Raw genomic sequence first — 17554 nt, forward strand, 5'->3', positions numbered from 1 at the left:
GCGGTGGACCCGCACGTGAACGGCCCCGGAGGGACACGCACCATGACCGTCGCCGTATGGAAGGCCGTGCGGAGACGTCCCTTGCGTTTCGTCCTCTCCGCCTGGCCGCTGCGGTGCTGGGCGTTCGTGCTGAGCGGGACCGTCGTGGGTTTCGGCGTGCTGCTCCTCCTGGCTGTCCTCCTCTTCGTCGGGATCGGGCTGTCCGTGGTGGGCGTCGGGCTCATCATCCTGATGGGGGTCGCAGTCCTGGGCATTCCCGTCGCTGCCCTGGAACGGCGCCGGTTGCGACTGGTCGAACCAGAACCGCTCCTCGACCCGCACGGTTCCCTGCCCGGTACGGGCGTCCTGCCCTGGTTGCGCACCCGGCTCCGCGAGCGGGCCACCTGGCGGGAGCTGGGGTACACCCTCGCCCTGGGGATCGTTTTCACCGCCACCGGGATCGGTTTCACCGCCCTGCTCGGCCTGTCGGTCCTGCTGACGGCAACGCCGGTCATTGTGTGGGGGATCGCACCCGACACCGTGATGCTGGTGCCCGGCCGGACGGTCTCCGACCCCGTCGCCGCCTTGCCGGGAAGCGCCGCCGGCCTGCTCGGGCTGCTCGTCTCGGCGTACGTGGGCGGACTGCTCGCCGGCACCCAGGTGTGGGTCGCACAGGCTCTGCTGTCCGCGCGGGACGAGGACTTGAACAGCCGGGTCATCGAACTCACGCGTTCCCGGGCCCGGTTGGTCGACGCGTTCGAGGCCGAGCGACGGCGCATCGAGCGGGACCTGCACGACGGTGCCCAGCAGCAGCTCGTGGCGCTCAGCATGACCCTGGGACTGGCCGAGCTGGAGCTGCGCGACCAGGACTCGGGCGCCGCACCGCTCGTCGCCCGAGCCCGAGGCGAGGCCCGTCAGGCCCTGGAGCAGTTGCGCTCCCTGGTGCGCGGTATCCACCCCCAGGTCCTCACGGATCACGGATTGTCGGCGGCCGTGTCCGAACTGGCCCTGCGCAACCCGATCCCGGTGACCGTCGATGTCGACCTTCCGGACCGGTTGCCCTCGGCCGTCGAGACGACGGCGTACTTCACCGTCACCGAGGCGCTGACGAACGCCTCCAAACACAGTGGCGCCGACCGGGTCACCGTCGTCGGCCGTCTGCGAGAGGACAAACTCGTGCTGCTCATCACCGACAACGGCCATGGCGGCGCGGACCCCGTCGCTGGGGCCGGCCTGCAGGGATTGGCGGACCGACTGGCCGTGCTGAAAGGAAGACTCATCGTGACCAGCCCCGTCGGCGGACCCACGCAACTCCGGGTGGAGGTGCCGTGCTCCGCGTAGTGCTTGCCGAGGACTCGGTCCTGTTGCGCGCTGGTCTGGTGGAGCTGCTGTCCCGGGTCGGACACGAGGTGACCGCCTCGGCCGGGAACGCGGCGGAACTGGCGCGTGCCGTGGACGCAGACCGCCCCGACGTGGTCATCACCGATGTGCGGATGCCGCCCGGCTTCCGCGATGAGGGATTGAAGGCAGCACTCGAGCTGCGCGGGCGGCACCCCGGCCTGCCGGTCTTGGTGCTGTCTCAGTACGTCGCCACGGCCTACGCGACCCAACTGTTCACGGGGGGTTCGCCGGTCGAGGGGGGCCTCGGCTACCTGTTGAAGGACCGGGTGGGGGAGGTCACCGACTTCCTCGACGCGCTGGACCGCGTCGTCGGCGGGCAGACCGTGATCGACCCGGAAGTGGTCCGCGTACTGCTCCAGCAGCGGACCGCTGAGGAGCCGTTGCAGCGGCTGACACCCCGTGAGCGTGAGGTTCTTGCCCTCATGGCGGAGGGACTCAACAACCAGGCCATTGCCCGACGGCTCACCATCACGGAGGCGTCTGTGGTCAAGCACTCCAGCAACATCTTCATGAAGCTGGATCTCGATCCGGCTGAGGGCAATCGGCGCGTCCTCGCCGTTCTCGCCCACCTCCGCGGGGAGGTCCCGCGAACCTGACCAGACCGCCCGGTCCGCGGGTAGGCCGTCAGCTCTTTCCGTCGTCCCGGCCGGATACGACCGACGCGAGATCGGCGTCGGTGCCGAGTAGCCGCGTCAGGCGTCGGGCCGACGTGTCCCATGACCAGTGGGAAGCCACCCAGTCGCGGCCGGCCTCGCCCATCGCGGCGGCCCGTTCCGGTGCGCGCAGGAGCGCCGACACAGCCCGGGCCACGGCTCCTGGGTCCGTGCCGTCTACGATGTCGCCGGTCACCCCGTCGAGGACCGCGTCGGTCGCACCGCCCGAGTCACCGGCGATCACAGGCAGGCCGCCGGCGGCCGCCTCCAGGAACACGATGCCCAGGCCCTCCGCCTCCAGTCCGGCCTTCCGGGTCCGGCATGGCATGGCGAAGACGTCGGCCGCCGCGTAGTAGGGAGCAGTCGAGGCGTGGTCCAACCCGCCCGTGAACACCACGTGACCGTCGGCGTGGCGGCGCGCCAGCCTGTGCAGCCGCTCCTCGTCAGGCCCGCCGCCTACGATGACGAGTACGGCCTCAGGCACGGTCCGCCGTACGGCCGGCAGCGCCCGTATCAGCATGTCCTGACCCTTCCGCCGGACCAGCCGTGAGACGCACAGCACGATTTTGCGGCCCGCGAGTCCGTGTCGTTCTCTGACCTGCCGGGCCCGGTCCGGCTTGGGCAGGAACGCCGTCGGGTCCACACCCGGGACCAGTCGCACCAGTTCGGCCCGCGGCCCCAGCGCCGGCGCGATGCGGCGATGGGTGTACTCGCCTAGGTAGGTGACGGCGTCCACGTGGTCGCCGATGCGCCGCATCACCCGACGGGCGCCCGGGGTGCGCGCCCACCAGATCTCGTGACCGTGCGTCGTGGCGACGATCCGCCGGATTCCGCCGCGCCGCAGCGCCGGTGCCATCGCCGCGAGCGGGGCGGCGGCCCCGAACCAGACCCGGTCGCAGCCGTGCCGGCGGGCGATCTCCAGCGTGCGCCGGGTCACCGTCGGGGTGGGCAGCAGTGTGCGGGCCGGGTCCCGGACGACCGGGAACGGCAGCCTGGCGTCGAACGCGGCGGCGCCGGGTTCGCTGGACGTGTGGACGACCACGTCATGTCCGGGGACGCGGATCGCCATGGCGTGGACGAAGGTTTCGATGCCGCCCTGGCGGGGCGGGAAGTCGTTGGTGACGATCAAAGTGGTGCCCATGGAGAACGCTGCCTTCGGGACGGAGGGTGATTGGGTGTCAGGCGGTGAAGAGGTAGTTGCGGCGGTCGTCCGTGACGCGGGCGACGGGCACCCAGCGGCCGTGGCTCCGACGGTGGGCCTGGTAGCCGATGCCCCGTAGGTGTCGCAGCACGTCGGCCGGTTCGGCTCCGTACTTCGCCAGGTGACGCCGCTCGATCTCCAGTAACAGCGTGGGACGGTGTCTGCGCAGAGTGGCCGAACCGCCTTGAAGGAGCCCGAGCTCGGCACCCTCGACGTCGGCCTTGACGAACGCCAGCCGCTGTATGCCGACCTCGCGGACCAGCTGGTCGAGGGTGCGGACGGGGGTCACGACGGTGCGGGAGTCGCGGAACTCGGCATTGGGACCCGGCCCGTTCGCGCCGTCGGTGAGGTAGGCCCGTCCGTGTACCGGCAGCCCTCGCCGTACCGGCACACTGAGCTTTCCGCGTCCGCACCATGCGCCGAGGGCCGCCCGGTGCACGGTCACATTTCGGGCTCCCAGCAGTCGCGCGGTATTCCGCAGCCAGCGATAGGGGCCGGGGAGCGGCTCGACGCTGTGCACCCGGCCGGACGGCCCGGCCAGGGCGGCCAACACCCAGGTGTACAGCCCGTACTCGGCGCCCGCGTCCACGCACACCGAGCCCGACGGCACGAACGCCCGCAGGCTTGCCACCTCGTCCTCCACGAAGGGGAACCGGTGGGCACTCCACCGCAGGGCAGCGGCCACCGCCGCGATACGACGGCCCTTCACCGGACACTCCATGCCGCTGGAACAGGGAGCGGGCGCGGGAGCGGGAGCCGTACGCACCGGACAACGCGGCCATGCACGGGATCCGCTCGACGGGTGCCGGCCGCCATCCGGGCCAGCACGGCCAAGGCGGCGGGGAGCGCGAGGTACCCAAAGCGGCCGGCCGGCGCGAGGAGAAACGCCACACACAGGCCGACGGCGAGCCGGTCGGCTGCCGGCACCAGTCCGCCCGGCGGCCGGAGCAGGAGGGAAGCGGCGACCGCCAGCCCGCCCACCAGCAGCAGCCCGACCGCCGCGTACCAGCCGGCTGGGCCGAGGTCGGCGAGCAGTCGGCCCGGCAGCGGGCTGGCAGCAGGAGTCTCCCACGGCCCACGCCCGGTCGGGAACGCGAAGACCTGCTGCATCAGAGGCCCGGGCGCCAGCAGCGCGCTCGGCAGAACGAGCAGGGCGGTGCCCACCACCGCAACGGCCGCCCCGCGCACAGCCTCCCGGCTGCCGCCCCGGTGAGCGAGCAACGAGACGGCCACCGCGATTGCCGGCCATGCCGTCCACTTGAGGGAGCAGGCGGCTGCGAGAGCCAGGCCGGCGGCCACCGGTCGGCGGCGTGCCGCGTACGCCAGGGCCAGGAACAGCAGCCCGGTCAACGGCAGGTCCACACCACTGACGCAGAGCGGGAGCGCGACGACCGGTGAGGCGACGAAAGCGCCGATGGCGTGGCGGCTCAGCCCGCCCCCGCCGGACGCTGGCGAGCTGCCGGCCGGAAGACGGCTCGCCCGGCGAGCCGCCCAGAAACAGCCCAGGAAGGCCGCGGCACACCAGAGCCGGGCGTCACCCAACAGTGCCGCCGACGGGCCGCTGTCGCCGAGCACCGCACGCGGCAAACCGAACACCGCCATCCCCGGCAGGTACGGGGTGACCTCAGCCACTGACCGGGGATCGGCCAGGTAGGGCGTCGCTTGATGCAGTGTCAGCAGACCAGAGCGCTCGACCACGCCGACTTCGCTCTGTGCTGCGCCGGTCAGGAGCAGCAGAGCGAGCGGCACGACGACGGCACCGCCGACGGCGCACCCGACCGAGACGGACCGGCCGTAGGGGCGCGCTGACAACGCGGCGACCGCCGCGCAGAGATACCCCACGCACGCGCTCGCGCCCCATAGCCGGTGCGGTTCAGGCGCTGTGATCAACGGGAAGACGGCGGCCCACACGGCAGCCACAAGCCAACCCGCGGACAGCAACTTGTTTGTATACGGTCGGAGTTGAACGCCTCGTTTCAGCACCCGTCCATTGCACCGGGGGCGTTGCCCCAGGTCATGACAGCCAAGTCGAGACCTGGAGGTCGGGTTTTCCCCACCATCATGAGCCTGACGCCTCGAAGCGCACCCTGGGTGCCGGACTCCGTACGGGTTGGACTGAGCTTGCTGTCAGGGCTGCTGCCGTACGAGTTCGGCGGCGACCTCGTCGGCCGTCGGACAGTCGATCTTGCCGACGACACGGCCGCCGACGAGGAAGATCACGCGGTCCGCGCAGGCGGCCACCACCGGGTCGCGGGTAGTCACGACGACGGTGCGTCCGGCCTTCTCCACCAAGGCGCGCAGCACACCCATGATCCGCTGACCACCGGCTCCGTCGAGCGAGTCCGTCGGTTCGTCGACGAACAGGATTCGTGGTCCGGCAGGCAGAGCTCCGGCCATGGCCACCCGTACCCGTTGCTCTGGGGAGAGACCGGCGAGGTTGCGGTCGGCCTCCTTCTCCAGGCCCACGTGGCGCAGCGCTTCCAGCACGGCGGCCCGCCGGGCCGTACGGTCGGTGGTGACTCGCACCCTCCGGTCCACGTACTCGTACGTGGTGAGCGCCGGAGGCAGCAAGGGCGGATGCGGGACGTAACGCCCGCGCAGCTCCATGAGTTCCCGCTCGTCCATGGCCTCCAGTGCCCGTGAGCCTTGGAAGATCCTGCCCCGGCTCGGTCGCTCCACCCCCGAAGCGCACCGCAGGAGGGTGCTCTTGCCCGCGCCGGAGGACCCCACGACCGTGGTCAGGATTCGCTCCGGGAAGCCCACACTGGCCTCGCTGAGGGCAGGCCCGTGGCCGGTGTCTCCGCGGTGGTCGACGGAGACCCTGACCAACTGGACGACGGGAAGGCGGATATCGGTGAACTGGGACATGTCGGTCAGACCTCGTCGAGGCTCGGGAGCAGGTCGACCCAGTGCAGCAGGGGGACAGGGTTGAGGCAGTAGACCTGACAGGAGAGTGCGGGGGCGGGTTTTCCCTACTGCCATCACCGAGGCGGCGGCGTGACGGCCCCCGCAGCGGCCCGACCGCAGGGGCCCGGAGGGCCAGCCTGGCGCGAAGTTGCCAGTGAAGAATCACCGGGGCCTAGTCTCAAACGTGTCATGCGATCCGAAAGGAGCCAGGAAGGCAGTGGTTGACGAGCGAGTTGTCATCGTGACCGGTGGAGGTTCGGGTATTGGAGAGGCCACCGCCCGGCTGCTCCGCGAAGGGGGGCACCAGGTGGTTGTCTCCGGTCGGCGGAGCGAGCCGTTGCGGCGCCTGGAACGGGAGATCGGCGTACTCGCACATCCGTCGGACGTCGGTGATCCGGAGGCCGCCGACGGCCTCGTCCGAGCGGCGCTGGCCGCCCACGGACGGATCGACGGGGTGGTACTCAACGCGGGCATCGGCCGGGGCGGTGCCGTCGGCGATCTGTCGCTGGACGACTGGGAGGTGGTGATGCGTACCAATGTCACCGGCCCTCTGCTGCTCCTGCGCGCGGCGATCCCGCACTTGCTGGAGTCGAGCGGAGCGGTGGTCGCCGTTGCTTCGGTCTCCGCCCTGCGTAACGGCACGAGCAACGTTCCATACGCCACGTCCAAGGCGGCCCTGCTCCAGCTGTGCCGTTCGGTCGCCGTCGACTACGGGCGTCAGGGAGTACGAGCCAACATCGTGTGCCCGAGCTGGGTGCGCAGCGAGATGGCCGACCGTCGCATGACGCGCTTCGCTGAGGAAGCGGACTTGGGGGGAGGTGGCACTCGGGCCGCCTACAAGGAAGTGACCAGGCTGCTGCCACTGGGGCGACCGGGTGAGCCGCGTGAGATCGCCGAGGCCGTAGCCTGGCTGTTGTCGCCGGCGGCGTCGTACGTGAACGGTGCCGTTCTCACCGTTGACGGCGGGGCGACGGCCCTGGACCCCGGGACGCTGGCTTTCGACTTCCACGTCGCGCCACGCGGCAGCGAGGTCCCCGACACACCATGACCGCCACCGCCCGACCGCGGCGGCCGGCTCCGGACCCGTCGTGCGCGGCGGATCAGGGCCGCCGGGCCGGAGCGGGCTGGCCGTGAACGGGCAGCGCGTCCGCCATGGGCGGCCACATCCGGGCGATCCCGAGCAGTGTCTCCGGACTGCCGTGCACCACGCCGGGCAGAGGGCCGGAGCCGGACGGCGGGGCGCCCGCGAGCTTGGCGCGCCGGGCCTGGTCGAGTACTCCGGCGAGTGCGGCAGTGGCGAGCCGGTCGTCCCGTACCCCTGTCCGCCGGGCGTACCGGCGCGCCTCCTCGTAAGAGCCAGGCCGGACGTATTGCTGGAGATCGAGGAGCGCGTCGTACGTCTCGATGGTCTGCCGGTGCGCCTGTAGCGCCAACGGCGAACGCGGCAGCAGCACCTCCCGGAACCGGGTTCGCTGCGGGCTGGCGAGTGCCACGTGGGGCACCGCTTGGATGAGGTCGCGCCACAGCGGCCACAGACACCAGGTGACCCGCAGAGCGGTCCACGACCGAACGACAGCAGTCACCATGGGGACCAGCAGGGACGCAGCCCGGATGAAGCCGTGGACGCCGATGACCAGTGACAGATAGGGGAGCATGGCGGCAGTGCCGTCGTAGAGGAGCCAGAGGTAACCGGACCAGAAGGCGATGGCGAAGACGCTTCCCACCGCGAACAGCCGCAGCGACCAGACGAGGTCGCGGTCCGGCGAACGCAGGCTGAACGCCCAGCAGACCACGAGGGCAACGGCGTCACCGATCAGATGTGCGACGATCAGGATGAGCCAGTAGGCGACAGCCGGGTCGGCCGGTCCTTGTACGGACATGATCCCGTCGCCCGGCCGGCCCAACTGCAGCAGGTCGAGGATCAGCAGTGTTCCGATGGGCACCGCCAGGGCGACCGTTACGGAACGTCGAAGGTGACGAGCGTGGGCGGTGTCGACCATGGAGACGAGGACCAATCCGGCGCTCAGGACGCCGATCAGGTTGCGGGTCAGAGTGACCGTGTGAAGGTCCACGCCGGCGTTCATGAGCCCCGCGACGATCCGGGGCTGGAACAGCGTGATCGCGATGGTGGCGGCCAGCACGGTGAGCCACAGCCCCCGTTGGTGCGGCTGACGCAAGGCCGGCCGGGCCCGACAGACCAGCGCGAACCACAGGGCGAAGACGCTGCCGACCCCGACCTGGGACGCCAGCTCACTTGTCGACATCGACCGTCACTCCGAGGAACGCGCCGATCCGTCCGAGCGGTCCGGTTGCGCGCCTGCTCGTGCCGGCGCTCTGTATCAGGCTGGCGATCATCTCTGCTTCCTGCTCCTCGGCTGTCGTGTAACTGGTGCGTGCCATCAGCCGCTTGACAAGATGAGGTGTCAGGTCGCTGAGAAGCCGTCCCGTCAGTTCCTCGCCGTGTCCGGTCACGCCTCGATGGTGGTCACACAGCACATGGCCGATCTCGTGCAGGATGATGTGCTCCCGGTGAAGGGGCGCGGTGCGGGCCTCGTAGAAGACGTAGTCGGCATCTTCCGTACCCAGCCACAGACCGCAGGCTCCGGCGACCGCCGCCTGTTCGGGAAGTTCTTTGAGAACGAGCGGACGCTCTCTCAGCTCCTCCACCCGTTCACGGATCGCGTCCAGAGACAGTGACCGGTGCACTCCGAGATCGCGCAGGATCGCTGCACACCGGCGCTGCAACTCGGCGTACTCGCTTGATTTCCTCATCCTCCGTCACCCCCCGACCAGGGCGACGGAAAGGCTGAAAGCCGCTTGGGCGCCTGCGTGAGCGGGCGTGACCCTCGTGGTCTCACTTGTCGTTGCTACCCCGATTTCTCGCATGAGTCCTATTGGTCGGCGCGGTGTGGACGTTCCCGTGACTGGGAGTCATCGGACATCGCGTTCACGAGGGCGAGCAGGGCGTCGAGGCCCGCTTCGGACAGCCCATCGGCCCGAAAGGCCAGCGTACGCACCTTGTTGTTCGCCAGAGCGACGGCGAACTCCATCTGGCGCCTCACCTTCTCGGACACCTCCTCGTCGGTGAAGTAGTCCGGGGTGACGCCGAAATGCTCTGCGAGGGTGCGGAGATGCTCGCGTGTCACGTTCCGCTTTCGGCCGGTCGCCAGTTCCCACAGGTAGGTGGCCGAGAAGTGGCGCCCGGTGCTCTTGCGGATCTCCTCAGCGATCTTGCTGTAGGGAGGACGGTTGCCCCGGTAGTACGCGTTGACGATGTCTTCGAGTCGCCGAGCCAAAGGTGACGAGTCCGCCTGGCCGCTGTCACCGCTGTTGCTACTGACCAAGTCTCCAACTCCCGCGCACGATTGTTCTCCATGTCCAGCGGACAGAACATGGCCCTTAACTTAGGCGGCTGGCCGCTGCCTTGGAAGCAGTCGTCCGGCTTTTCGAGGGCCTTTGGCTCAAACTCGACAAGCGTCGGAAGTGACGGGCGTGTAGGGGGCCGCGCACAGCGGTGACCAGGTAAGGGTCAGTAAACCGGGGCCCCAGCGGATTAGTTGACACTCTGTCATCCGCTGAGTACGGTCCCGAGTGCTTGCGGCGGCCCCTGTGCCGGGTGTCCATTGCTTCGTGCACCGACTCCGTTGACCACGGAGCGTGGGGCGGCCCGCCGAGGGCATGCGTACGGTCGCGTCGACGCATCAACGCCACACCGGCTGACAGGGGGATCACGGAATGGCGGCCACATCAGAGCCTGGCGAGTTCGCCGCGGATACGGTCCACGTGGACCGGGCGCGGCTTCCCGGCTTCGGTGCGGGCGGACCCCTCGACCCCTCTGTCCGGCGTGGCCGGTCCCGCCCCACGCTGCCCTGAACCAGGCCCCGGCCGCCCGACGCGTGCGGACGTCAAGTCCGCGTCCGGCCCTTGGCCGGTGCCGCCGAAGTGCAAGCAGCGCAAGAGTCGAGTTGAGGAGACATCGCCTTGGTCCGCCTGCATCTCACGGTGGAGGATCTCACCAGCATCCGCTTCGTCGGTTCACTCGGACCGGACCTCGAATCCCGGTTCGCCGAACTGAGGTACGTGGACGCCCGTCCGGACGAGTTCGCGGAATGGCGCATGAAGGTGCGGCGCAGACTGCGGAGGCCCGGTGTTTCCGGTGCGCCGGGCAGCGGCTCGCCGCGGGAACCGCGGGCGGCCCTCCACATCGACGCGCGCCGCTTCAGCTCGGTCGCGGTGAAGCCGTTCTGGGGGCGCATCCGGAACTACCTGGAACTGGAACGCGAGGCCAGAGGGCGGGCCGTTCTGTCCGGCGGCGTGAAGAACGTCCTGAACAACCTTCACCCTTCGGTGAGTTGGAGTGCGCCGGTCCTTCGTGTGGACAACAATCAGGAAGGACTGAAGACCGACCTTCTCGGCGAAGGTTTGGTCATCGCCCCGTCACTGTTCGCGCCCGAGCCGATGGTCGTCGATGCGGAGACGGGCGGACAGGGCGCGCCCGTCCTTGTCTACAACGTCTCGCCTCCAACCGACGCCGCGGCCGGACTCTGGCAGCAGCAGGAGGACGACCGTGCTGCCGCGTTGAGCGAGTTACTCGGGCAGACACGCGCGAACGTACTCGAATCCTTGCGGTCACCCGTGGCCATCGGTGACATATCACGTCGGCTCGACCTCTCCCACCCCTCTGTCAGCCGCCACCTTGGTGTGCTGCGTAGGTCCGGGCTGATCGCGGCCGAACGCCGGGACAACCTGACCCTGCATCGCCTGACCCACCTCGGCGAGGCGGTTCTCGGCCGGCAGGACTGACCGGCGGATCAGCCGCCGAGCAGACGCGCCGAGCGATCTGTGTTCACGTTGTCGCCCGCAGTGATGACGCCCACCCGGCGCGAGCGGTGGTCCAGGCGGCCGGACACGAGGGCGGCCAGGGCTGCGGCACCGACGGGTTCCAGAACGGTCTTCAGGCGCTCGAAGGATCGTGGCCACGAAGAGCAGGGATCTGGCCCGCTGCACCTTGTGCTGGTAGCACGTGGCTTCGCGATCAGCAGCCGACTCACGCCCGCACGCGGAACGAGCCCTTCGGTCAGGCCCGCGTTGATCAGCCGCTGGTACTCCAGTCCCTTGAACCGGAACATTGTGCCGATGTCACACCGCCGGAGCCCTTCGGTCCATCGGCGCGGATTTCCGTGGAATTGATGCTGTACAGCTTCAGCGTGTGCCCCATCACGGCTGATCTGTGTCGGCCGTCCGTGCGGACGTGAGTGCCCACCCGTTCGACGTCCAGTCCGTGGCTCCGGACCGCAAGGGTCCTGTTGGCGGCCGGCCTCAGCCCCGCTACCGTCACCGGGCTCCCTCGGTGGCAGCCCTTGCCGCCGATCTCGGACAGGCAGCGTTTAACCTCCCTCACCTGGCGGCAGGGCCCGCGAGGAGAGTTACGTTCCCGCTTCGCCGTCGTGGGCGTCCGCCCGGCCGGCAAAGCCGTCGAGCGGCCGATCCGGGCTGCCGCCTCGGCCGAACAGGGCTGGTGGGACGGGGTGCTGCCCGACTGCTGGCTGCTGATCGAGTGGCCCGAAGGCGCCGAGGCGCCCACCGAATACTGGCTGTCCAGCCTGCCGGCCGACACTCCGATCACCGACCTGGTTCGACTGGCCAAGGTCCGCTGGCGCATCGAGCACGACTACCGCGAGCTCAAGCACGGCCTGGGGCTGGACCACTTCGAAGGCCGGTCCTGGCTTGGCCGGCACCGCCACGTCACCCTCGTGACCGTCGCCCGCGCATTTCTCACCGAATAGCGGCTGGCCCCAAAAGCACCCACACCGGGCTCACTCTCTACCAGATCCTCGACGGCCTCCAGGGCTTCCTGAGGTGCTGGACCGGCATCTGCTCCACCTGCCACCAGCCCCTGCCCCGTGTACTAGAAAGAGGACTCGAAGCCGTTCGTGTGATGGTCGATGAAGGACAACCGTAAGGCGGGCCAGGCGGCTGTCTGTCATTGCCGGTCGCGAGTGGGCGAGGAGTCAACTCATTCTCAGCCTTCTCCGGCCAGGTTGGGCACTGGTTCGGGCGAAGCCATCCGGCTGTGGTCGGGACGTGCCGGTGCGCCGGGAACGATGGGACGGTTGCGCGATGCCGTTCCGGACGGAGGTCTGACTCGTGAGATCTTTGACCGAAGTGTCCAGTCACGGACCTGTCGACTGCCGTTGCGGGATGCTGCCTGCTACCGAGCCACAGGGCGTGTCCCTATAGGGGCCTTGCCGAGTTCCAGGCGCCATCACGGTTCAGACCGCCCGAGCGGGCCGGTGCCATCCACCCATCACGTCACCACGTGGGAGGCGAACCATCATGACGACCCGACAGCGCAGCACCTCCTCAAGCACGGATCCGCCCGTCCGGCGCGAGGTCGTCCTGGGCGTGGACACGCATGGCAAGGTTCACGTCGCCGCCGTGATCTCCCCGCTCGGGAAGATCCTGGGCACCGAGTCCTTTCCGGCGACGGCGGCCGGTTACCGACAACTGCTCGTGTGGGCCCGCAAGCGGGGGACGGTGCGCCGAGCCGGCGTGGAGGGCACCGGCACCTTCGGTGCGGGTCTGTCCCGTTACCTGCTGGCCCAGCAGATCCAGGTGTTCGAAGTGAACCGGCCCGACCGGTCGGCCCGCCGTCTGCTCGGCAAGTCGGATTCACTCGACGCGCAGGCCGCAGCGCGGGCCGTGCTCAGTGGCCGTGCCCGGGCTCGGGCCAAGTCCGGCGACGGTCCGGTGCACAGCGCCCGGATCTTCAAGCTCGCCAAGGACTCCGCGGTCAAGGCCCGCACTCAGGCGATCAACCAGCTCAAGGCCGTCCTGGTCATCGCCGACCCCGCCCTGCGGGAACGGTTGTCGAGCTTGGGCAATGCCGAGTTGTTCCGCACCTGTGCGACCCTCAGCCCACCCGATGGTGGGGGAGACGAGGACGCGGTGGCCCAGGCCACCCACCTGACGTTACGCATGCTCGCCGAACGCATCGAGCAGCTCACCGGACAGATCAACGAGCTGAACCAACGCCTGACCCGGCTCGTCGAACGCCACGCGCCGCAACTGCTCGTACCGGTGGGCATCGGCCCGGACAGTGCCGCCACTCTCCTGATCACCATGGGGGACAATCCCGAGCGCCTGAACACTGAGGCGTCCTTTGCTGCCCTTTGCGGAGTCAGCCCCATCGAGTACTCCTCCGGCCGACGGCGCACGCGTCGGCTCAACTACGGCGGCGACCGTCAGGCGAACGCTGCCCTGCACCGCATCGTGTTCACCCGCCTGCGCCACGACCCCCGCACCCAGGCGTACTACGAACGCCGCACCCAGGAGGGCAAGACCCGCCGTGAGATCATCCGATGCCTCAAGCGATACGCGGCCCGCGAGGTCTTCAACCTGGTCAGACCGGTTTCCCGCGCCCCCGCGTTATAGGGGCGTCCGTGAGACGTGAGAGGGTCTGGGGCGTGAGTGAGACACCACCGAACACCCTGCAATACCGCTTTGACGGGCCAGAAGACGCCCCGGTCCTGATCCTGGGTCCCTCACTGGGTACCACATGGCACATGTGGGACCGGCAGGTGCCCGAGCTGGCTCAGCAGTGGCGGGTCTTCCGTTTCGACCTGCCCGGACACGGGGGCGCCCCCGCCCACCCGGCGGGTTCCGTCACCGAGCTCACCACACGCCTGCTGGCCACGCTCGACGGACTCGGCGTGCAGCGCTTCGGCTACGCGGGCTGCGCTTTCGGTGGCGCCGTCGGCATCGAACTGGCCCTTCGCCACCCCGAACGCCTCGCCTCCCTCGCGCTGATCGCCGCCTCGCCGCGCTTCGGTACGGCCGACGAGTTCCGTCAGCGTGGCGTGATCGTCCGCACCAACGGCCTGGACCCCATCGCCCGCAGCGCGCCGGAGAGGTGGTTCACCGGAGGGTTCGCCGCCGCCCAGCCCGCCATCACCGAGTGGGCCGTGCAGATGGTGCGGACCACCGACCCCGGCTGCTACATCGCCGCCTGTGAGGCGCTCGCCGCGTTCGACGTACGAGGCGAACTCGGCCGCGTGGGCGCCCCGACCCTGGTCCTCGTCGGCTCCGACGACCAGGTCACCGGCCCCGCCGAGGCCCGCACCCTGGTCGCCGGCATCCCCGACGCACGCCTGGCCGTCGTCCCCGGCGCCTCCCACCTGGTCCCGGTCGAGCAGCCCGCGGCCGTCACCGACCTGCTGGTGCGGCACTTCACCACCGCCTGGCAGACCGCCCACGACACGTCCACCGGTCAGATCGCCGTCCCGACCGCCCACGCCGTCGCACCGGCGCTCTCCGCGGCGCCCGCGGCTTCCACCGCCCCCGTCCAGCCTGCCCTGGCCCCGCCGCAGGCCGCGTCGCCCATCGCGGAGATCGCCCCGCCCGCCGTACCTCCGCAGGTGCCCGGGCAGGGGCGGCCCGACCCGTACGAGGCGGGGCTCAAGGTGCGCCGCGAAGTGCTCGGCGACGCGCACGTCGACCAGGCGCTGGCGCAGGCGGACGAGTTCTCGGGGGACTTCCAGGAGTTCCTCACCCGGTACGCGTGGGGCGAGGTCTGGGACCGGCCGGGCCTGGACCGGCGCACCCGCAGCTGCGTCACCCTCACCGCCCTCGTCGCCGGCGGCCACCTGGACGAACTCGCGCCCCACCTCCGGGCCGCCCTGCGCAACGGCCTCACCCCGGCCGAGATCAAGGAAGTACTGCTCCAGGCGGCCGTCTACTGCGGCGTACCGGCCGCGAACGGCGCCTTCCGGGTGGCGCAGCAGGTCATCCGCGAGGAGACCACGCCGCCGGAGTGATGCCCGCCGAGCCGGGGACCGGTGTGCGGCGGCAGGATGGAGTCATGAAGCTCACCAAGAAGTCGCACGCCTGCGTCCGCCTGGAGAAGGACGGGCGGACGCTCGTCCTGGACCCCGGTGGATTCAGCGAGGAGGACGCCGCCCTCGGCGCGGACGCGATCCTCGTCACCCACGAGCACCCCGACCACTTCGACGAGCTGCGGCTGCGCGCCGCCATGGAGAACAACCCGACCGCCGAGATCTGGACGCTGAAGTCCGTCGCGGAGAAGATCTCGGCGGCGTTCCCGGGCCGCGTGCACACCGTCGGCCACGGCGACACCTTCACCGCCGCCGGCTTCGACGTGCAGGTTCACGGCGAGCTGCACGCGGTGATCCACCCGGACATCCCGCGCGTCACCAACGTCGGCTTCCTCGTCGACGGCGGCAAGATCTTCCACCCCGGCGACGCCCTCACCGTCCCCGGCCACCCGGTCGAGACGCTGATGCTCCCCGTCATGGCGCCGTGGAACAAGATCTCCGAGGTCATCGACTACGTCCGTGAGGTGAAGCCGCAGCGCGCCTACGACATCCACGACGCCCTGCTCACCGACCTCGCCCGCCCGATCTACGACCGCCAGATCGGGCAGCTGGGAGGCTCGGAGCACCTGCGCCTGAGCCCCGGGGACTCCGCCCGGGTGTGACGCGCGCCCCGGCGCCCCGGCGAGACGGGGACCGGGGCCGGGTTGTCAGTGCCGCCGGGTAGGTTGTGGGACATGCGCATCGCGACCTGGAACGTGAACTCGATCACCGCCCGCCTGCCGAGGCTGCTCGCCTGGCTGGAGAGCAGCGGCACCGACGTGCTCTGCCTCCAGGAGGCCAAGGTCGCCGAGGAGCAGTTCCCCTTCGACGAGCTGCGCGAGAAGGGCTACGAGGCGGCGGTGCACGCCACCGGCCGGTGGAACGGCGTGGCGGTGCTCTCCCGCGTCGGCCTCGACGACGTGGTCAAGGGCCTGCCCGGCGACCCCGGCTACGACGGCGTCCAGGAGCCCCGCGCGATCTCCGCCACCTGCGGCCCCGTCCGCGTCTGGTCGGTGTACGTGCCCAACGGCCGCGAGGTGGAGCACCCGCACTACGCCTACAAGCTCCAGTGGTTCGAGGCGCTGCGCGCGGCCGTCGAGGGCGACGCGGCCGGCAGCCGCCCCTTCGCGATCCTGGGCGACTACAACGTCGCCCCGACGGACGACGACGTCCACGACCCCGCCGCCTTCGAAGGCTCCACCCACGTCACCCCCGCCGAGCGCGCCGCCCTCGCCTCCCTGCGCGGCGCCGGCCTGTCCGACGTGGTCCCGCGCCCGCTGAAGTACGACCACCCCTTCACCTACTGGGACTACCGCCAGCTCTGCTTCCCCAAGAACCGCGGCATGCGCATCGACCTGGTGTACGGCAACGAGCCCTTCGCCAAGGCGGTCACCGACTCCTACGTCGACCGTGAGGAGCGCAAGGGCAAGGGCGCATCGGACCACGCGCCGGTCGTGGTGGACCTGGACGTGTAGGCACCCTGCCCGGGCTGTCGCCCTGCCCGGGCTGTCGCCCTGCCCGGGCTGTCGCCCCGCCCGGGTCTCCCGTGCCGCTCCAGCGCCCCTCCGGATTTCCGTTCGCCCCTCCTCGCCCCTCGTTGCTCCTCGCTCCTGCGTGCCCTGTGGTGCACATGGCGGTACGAATGACAGTCTGGCGGTATGAATTTCCCCTTCCTGGGCAAGCGGCGCGAAGATCCCCGGGCTCATGACGCCGAGGGCATCGGTGACCTGCTGGCCGACTGCGACCTGCTGCGCTCGCAGGCGTTGCGGGAGGGGGTCCGGCTCGACGACTCCGAGGTCTCGCTGGAGCAGCTCGACCAGATGCTGCCCCGCTGGCGGAGCGACGAGGAGATCCTCGCCTGGCTCGGGAACGACGCCGGTCTGTACCTCGGCACCGTGATCGTGCGCACCGTGCCCGGCGCCGCCTGGTCCATCCGGTCCGACGGGCAGCCCGTCGTCCGCCTCGCCTCCGGCCGGGAGTTCGACGTGGTGGCGTCAGGCCACGCGTGGGCGGAGGACGGAGTGCCCGAACTCTCGCAGCTCTACGGAGAAGTCGCGGAAGCATGAACCTTCGACTCCCCGAGCACCTTAAATAGGGCTAATGACCGGAAGGCGCGTGTCGTAGGCATACATGCCGATTGTGCCGATACGTTGCGGTGGTCAGGGCACACACGAACGTACAGAGGCATGCGCAGGGTGCAGCCGGAGATCACTGCTCGCGCGGCGGATCGGACACCACGTCGGGCCGTCAGCGGACGAGGGGAAGGTCAGCTGCGCACCGGACTCAGGCCCGGTGGGAGTTGCGGGATGCCGGCGCCGGTGCCCGCAGGGGGCTGGTCGCCGCCCGCGTCACGTCCCCGACGAGTTCGACGGCATCGGGGCCGTACGCCTGCGAGTTGACCACCTTCAGCAGCAGCACGAAGGGGTCTTCACCTGCTGGGCGTCCAAGTCGAGTAGGTGAGCGTGACCATGTATGAGTGAGTGTCGTTGTCAGAGTGTGAATCTGACGGAATGGGCGAAGGCGCAGGGCGTGCATCCGCA

General features: G+C 70.0%; 18 protein-coding genes and 1 pseudogene. 10 read left to right on the forward strand and 9 right to left on the reverse strand.

Annotated features, from left to right (window positions below; all coding sequences use genetic code 11):
• The first annotated feature begins 42 nt into the window (after positions 1 to 42).
• Complete coding sequence (locus ACZ7G3_RS34745; RefSeq protein ID WP_470930575.1) at positions 43 to 1320, forward strand: sensor histidine kinase; 1278 nt, start codon at positions 43 to 45, stop codon at positions 1318 to 1320.
• Positions 1308 to 1976 carry a response regulator transcription factor gene (locus ACZ7G3_RS34750; RefSeq protein WP_470930577.1) on the forward strand — a complete coding sequence of 223 codons (669 nt, stop codon included), beginning with the start codon at positions 1308 to 1310 and terminating at the stop codon, positions 1974 to 1976. Before ACZ7G3_RS34745 ends, ACZ7G3_RS34750 begins: the two co-directional genes overlap by 13 nt.
• A gap of 28 nt (positions 1977 to 2004) precedes the next feature.
• On the opposite strand, the gene ACZ7G3_RS34755 is transcribed toward ACZ7G3_RS34750, so the two are convergent.
• The 4 genes from ACZ7G3_RS34755 to ACZ7G3_RS34770 all read right to left on the reverse strand — a co-directional run bounded on the left by ACZ7G3_RS34755 (position 2005) and on the right by ACZ7G3_RS34770 (position 6102).
• Positions 2005 to 3174 carry a glycosyltransferase family 4 protein gene (locus ACZ7G3_RS34755; RefSeq protein ID WP_470930579.1) on the reverse strand — a complete coding sequence of 390 codons (1170 nt, stop codon included), beginning with the start codon at positions 3172 to 3174 and terminating at the stop codon, positions 2005 to 2007.
• Positions 3175 to 3211: 37 nt separating this feature from the next.
• Entirely contained in the window at positions 3212 to 3943 is a 732-nt protein-coding gene (locus ACZ7G3_RS34760) for an FkbM family methyltransferase (RefSeq protein ID WP_470930581.1), read from the reverse strand.
• Positions 3940 to 4983 (reverse strand): glycosyltransferase 87 family protein, encoded by a 1044-nt coding sequence (locus tag ACZ7G3_RS34765; RefSeq protein ID WP_470930583.1) that lies wholly within the window; start codon positions 4981 to 4983, stop codon positions 3940 to 3942. Before ACZ7G3_RS34765 ends, ACZ7G3_RS34760 begins: the two co-directional genes overlap by 4 nt.
• A gap of 378 nt (positions 4984 to 5361) precedes the next feature.
• Positions 5362 to 6102 (reverse strand): ATP-binding cassette domain-containing protein, encoded by a 741-nt coding sequence (locus tag ACZ7G3_RS34770; RefSeq protein ID WP_470930585.1) that lies wholly within the window; start codon positions 6100 to 6102, stop codon positions 5362 to 5364.
• 256 nt (positions 6103 to 6358) lie between these two features.
• On the opposite strand from ACZ7G3_RS34770, the gene ACZ7G3_RS34775 reads away from it, so the two are divergent.
• Positions 6359 to 7189 carry an SDR family NAD(P)-dependent oxidoreductase gene (locus ACZ7G3_RS34775; RefSeq protein WP_470930587.1) on the forward strand — a complete coding sequence of 277 codons (831 nt, stop codon included), beginning with the start codon at positions 6359 to 6361 and terminating at the stop codon, positions 7187 to 7189.
• Positions 7190 to 7241: 52 nt separating this feature from the next.
• Here ACZ7G3_RS34775 and ACZ7G3_RS34780 read toward each other — a convergent pair whose 3' ends face one another.
• From ACZ7G3_RS34780 to ACZ7G3_RS34790, 3 genes are all read right to left on the reverse strand, one after another.
• Complete coding sequence (locus tag ACZ7G3_RS34780) at positions 7242 to 8405, reverse strand: MAB_1171c family putative transporter (RefSeq protein WP_470930589.1); 1164 nt, start codon at positions 8403 to 8405, stop codon at positions 7242 to 7244.
• Complete coding sequence (locus tag ACZ7G3_RS34785) at positions 8392 to 8913, reverse strand: regulator component (protein WP_470930591.1); 522 nt, start codon at positions 8911 to 8913, stop codon at positions 8392 to 8394. Before ACZ7G3_RS34785 ends, ACZ7G3_RS34780 begins: the two co-directional genes overlap by 14 nt.
• A 119-nt stretch (positions 8914 to 9032) precedes the next feature.
• On the reverse strand, positions 9033 to 9485 hold the full coding sequence (locus ACZ7G3_RS34790) for a hypothetical protein (protein WP_470930593.1): 453 nt from the start codon (positions 9483 to 9485) through the stop codon (positions 9033 to 9035).
• A 637-nt stretch (positions 9486 to 10122) separates the two neighbouring features.
• Here ACZ7G3_RS34790 and ACZ7G3_RS34795 point away from each other — a divergent pair.
• Positions 10123 to 10944, forward strand: coding sequence for an ArsR/SmtB family transcription factor (locus ACZ7G3_RS34795; RefSeq protein ID WP_470930595.1), 822 nt, complete (start codon positions 10123 to 10125; stop codon positions 10942 to 10944).
• An 8-nt stretch (positions 10945 to 10952) separates the two neighbouring features.
• Here the strand turns inward: ACZ7G3_RS34795 and ACZ7G3_RS34800 are convergent, their stop codons facing one another.
• A complete protein-coding gene (locus ACZ7G3_RS34800; protein WP_470930597.1) occupies positions 10953 to 11270 on the reverse strand; it encodes a hypothetical protein in 318 nt (105 codons plus the stop codon).
• Between the two features lie 101 nt (positions 11271 to 11371).
• Between ACZ7G3_RS34800 and ACZ7G3_RS34805 the strand changes: the two are divergent.
• The 6 genes and pseudogenes from ACZ7G3_RS34805 to ACZ7G3_RS34830 form a co-directional block, all read left to right on the forward strand.
• A pseudogene (locus ACZ7G3_RS34805) lies at positions 11372 to 11999 on the forward strand (transposase); the annotation flags it as partial.
• Between the two features lie 478 nt (positions 12000 to 12477).
• The gene (locus ACZ7G3_RS34810; RefSeq protein WP_470930599.1) at positions 12478 to 13575 is read left to right on the forward strand and encodes an IS110 family RNA-guided transposase; all 1098 of its coding nucleotides are present in this window, start codon (positions 12478 to 12480) and stop codon (positions 13573 to 13575) included.
• Positions 13576 to 13607: 32 nt separating this feature from the next.
• The gene (pcaDC, locus tag ACZ7G3_RS34815) at positions 13608 to 14957 is read left to right on the forward strand and encodes a bifunctional 3-oxoadipate enol-lactonase/4-carboxymuconolactone decarboxylase PcaDC (protein WP_470930601.1); all 1350 of its coding nucleotides are present in this window, start codon (positions 13608 to 13610) and stop codon (positions 14955 to 14957) included.
• A gap of 44 nt (positions 14958 to 15001) precedes the next feature.
• Positions 15002 to 15637: an MBL fold metallo-hydrolase gene (locus ACZ7G3_RS34820; RefSeq protein WP_470930603.1), complete on the forward strand. Its 636-nt coding sequence runs from the start codon at positions 15002 to 15004 to the stop codon at positions 15635 to 15637.
• Between the two features lie 72 nt (positions 15638 to 15709).
• The gene (locus ACZ7G3_RS34825; RefSeq protein ID WP_470930605.1) at positions 15710 to 16489 is read left to right on the forward strand and encodes an exodeoxyribonuclease III; all 780 of its coding nucleotides are present in this window, start codon (positions 15710 to 15712) and stop codon (positions 16487 to 16489) included.
• Positions 16490 to 16672: 183 nt separating this feature from the next.
• On the forward strand, positions 16673 to 17080 hold the full coding sequence (locus ACZ7G3_RS34830) for a DUF6278 family protein (RefSeq protein ID WP_470930607.1): 408 nt from the start codon (positions 16673 to 16675) through the stop codon (positions 17078 to 17080).
• Between the two features lie 217 nt (positions 17081 to 17297).
• Here the strand turns inward: ACZ7G3_RS34830 and ACZ7G3_RS34835 are convergent, their stop codons facing one another.
• The gene (locus ACZ7G3_RS34835; protein WP_470930609.1) at positions 17298 to 17432 is read right to left on the reverse strand and encodes a hypothetical protein; all 135 of its coding nucleotides are present in this window, start codon (positions 17430 to 17432) and stop codon (positions 17298 to 17300) included.
• Positions 17433 to 17554 lie beyond the last annotated feature (122 nt).

Source organism: Streptomyces sp. NPDC037271 (genome assembly GCF_055603605.1).

Coding starts and splice junctions, on each gene's coding strand:
- ACZ7G3_RS34745 (WP_470930575.1), top strand. CDS start 43: ATGACCGTCGCCGTATGGAAGGCCGTGCGGAGACGTCCCTTGCGTTTC.
- ACZ7G3_RS34755 (WP_470930579.1), bottom strand. CDS start 3,174: ATGGGCACCACTTTGATCGTCACCAACGACTTCCCGCCCCGCCAGGGC.
- ACZ7G3_RS34770 (WP_470930585.1), bottom strand. CDS start 6,102: ATGTCCCAGTTCACCGATATCCGCCTTCCCGTCGTCCAGTTGGTCAGG.
- ACZ7G3_RS34780 (WP_470930589.1), bottom strand. CDS start 8,405: ATGTCGACAAGTGAGCTGGCGTCCCAGGTCGGGGTCGGCAGCGTCTTC.
- ACZ7G3_RS34785 (WP_470930591.1), bottom strand. CDS start 8,913: ATGAGGAAATCAAGCGAGTACGCCGAGTTGCAGCGCCGGTGTGCAGCG.
- ACZ7G3_RS34800 (WP_470930597.1), bottom strand. CDS start 11,270: ATGTTCCGGTTCAAGGGACTGGAGTACCAGCGGCTGATCAACGCGGGC.
- ACZ7G3_RS34810 (WP_470930599.1), top strand. CDS start 12,478: ATGACGACCCGACAGCGCAGCACCTCCTCAAGCACGGATCCGCCCGTC.
- ACZ7G3_RS34820 (WP_470930603.1), top strand. CDS start 15,002: ATGAAGCTCACCAAGAAGTCGCACGCCTGCGTCCGCCTGGAGAAGGAC.
- ACZ7G3_RS34825 (WP_470930605.1), top strand. CDS start 15,710: ATGCGCATCGCGACCTGGAACGTGAACTCGATCACCGCCCGCCTGCCG.
- ACZ7G3_RS34830 (WP_470930607.1), top strand. CDS start 16,673: ATGAATTTCCCCTTCCTGGGCAAGCGGCGCGAAGATCCCCGGGCTCAT.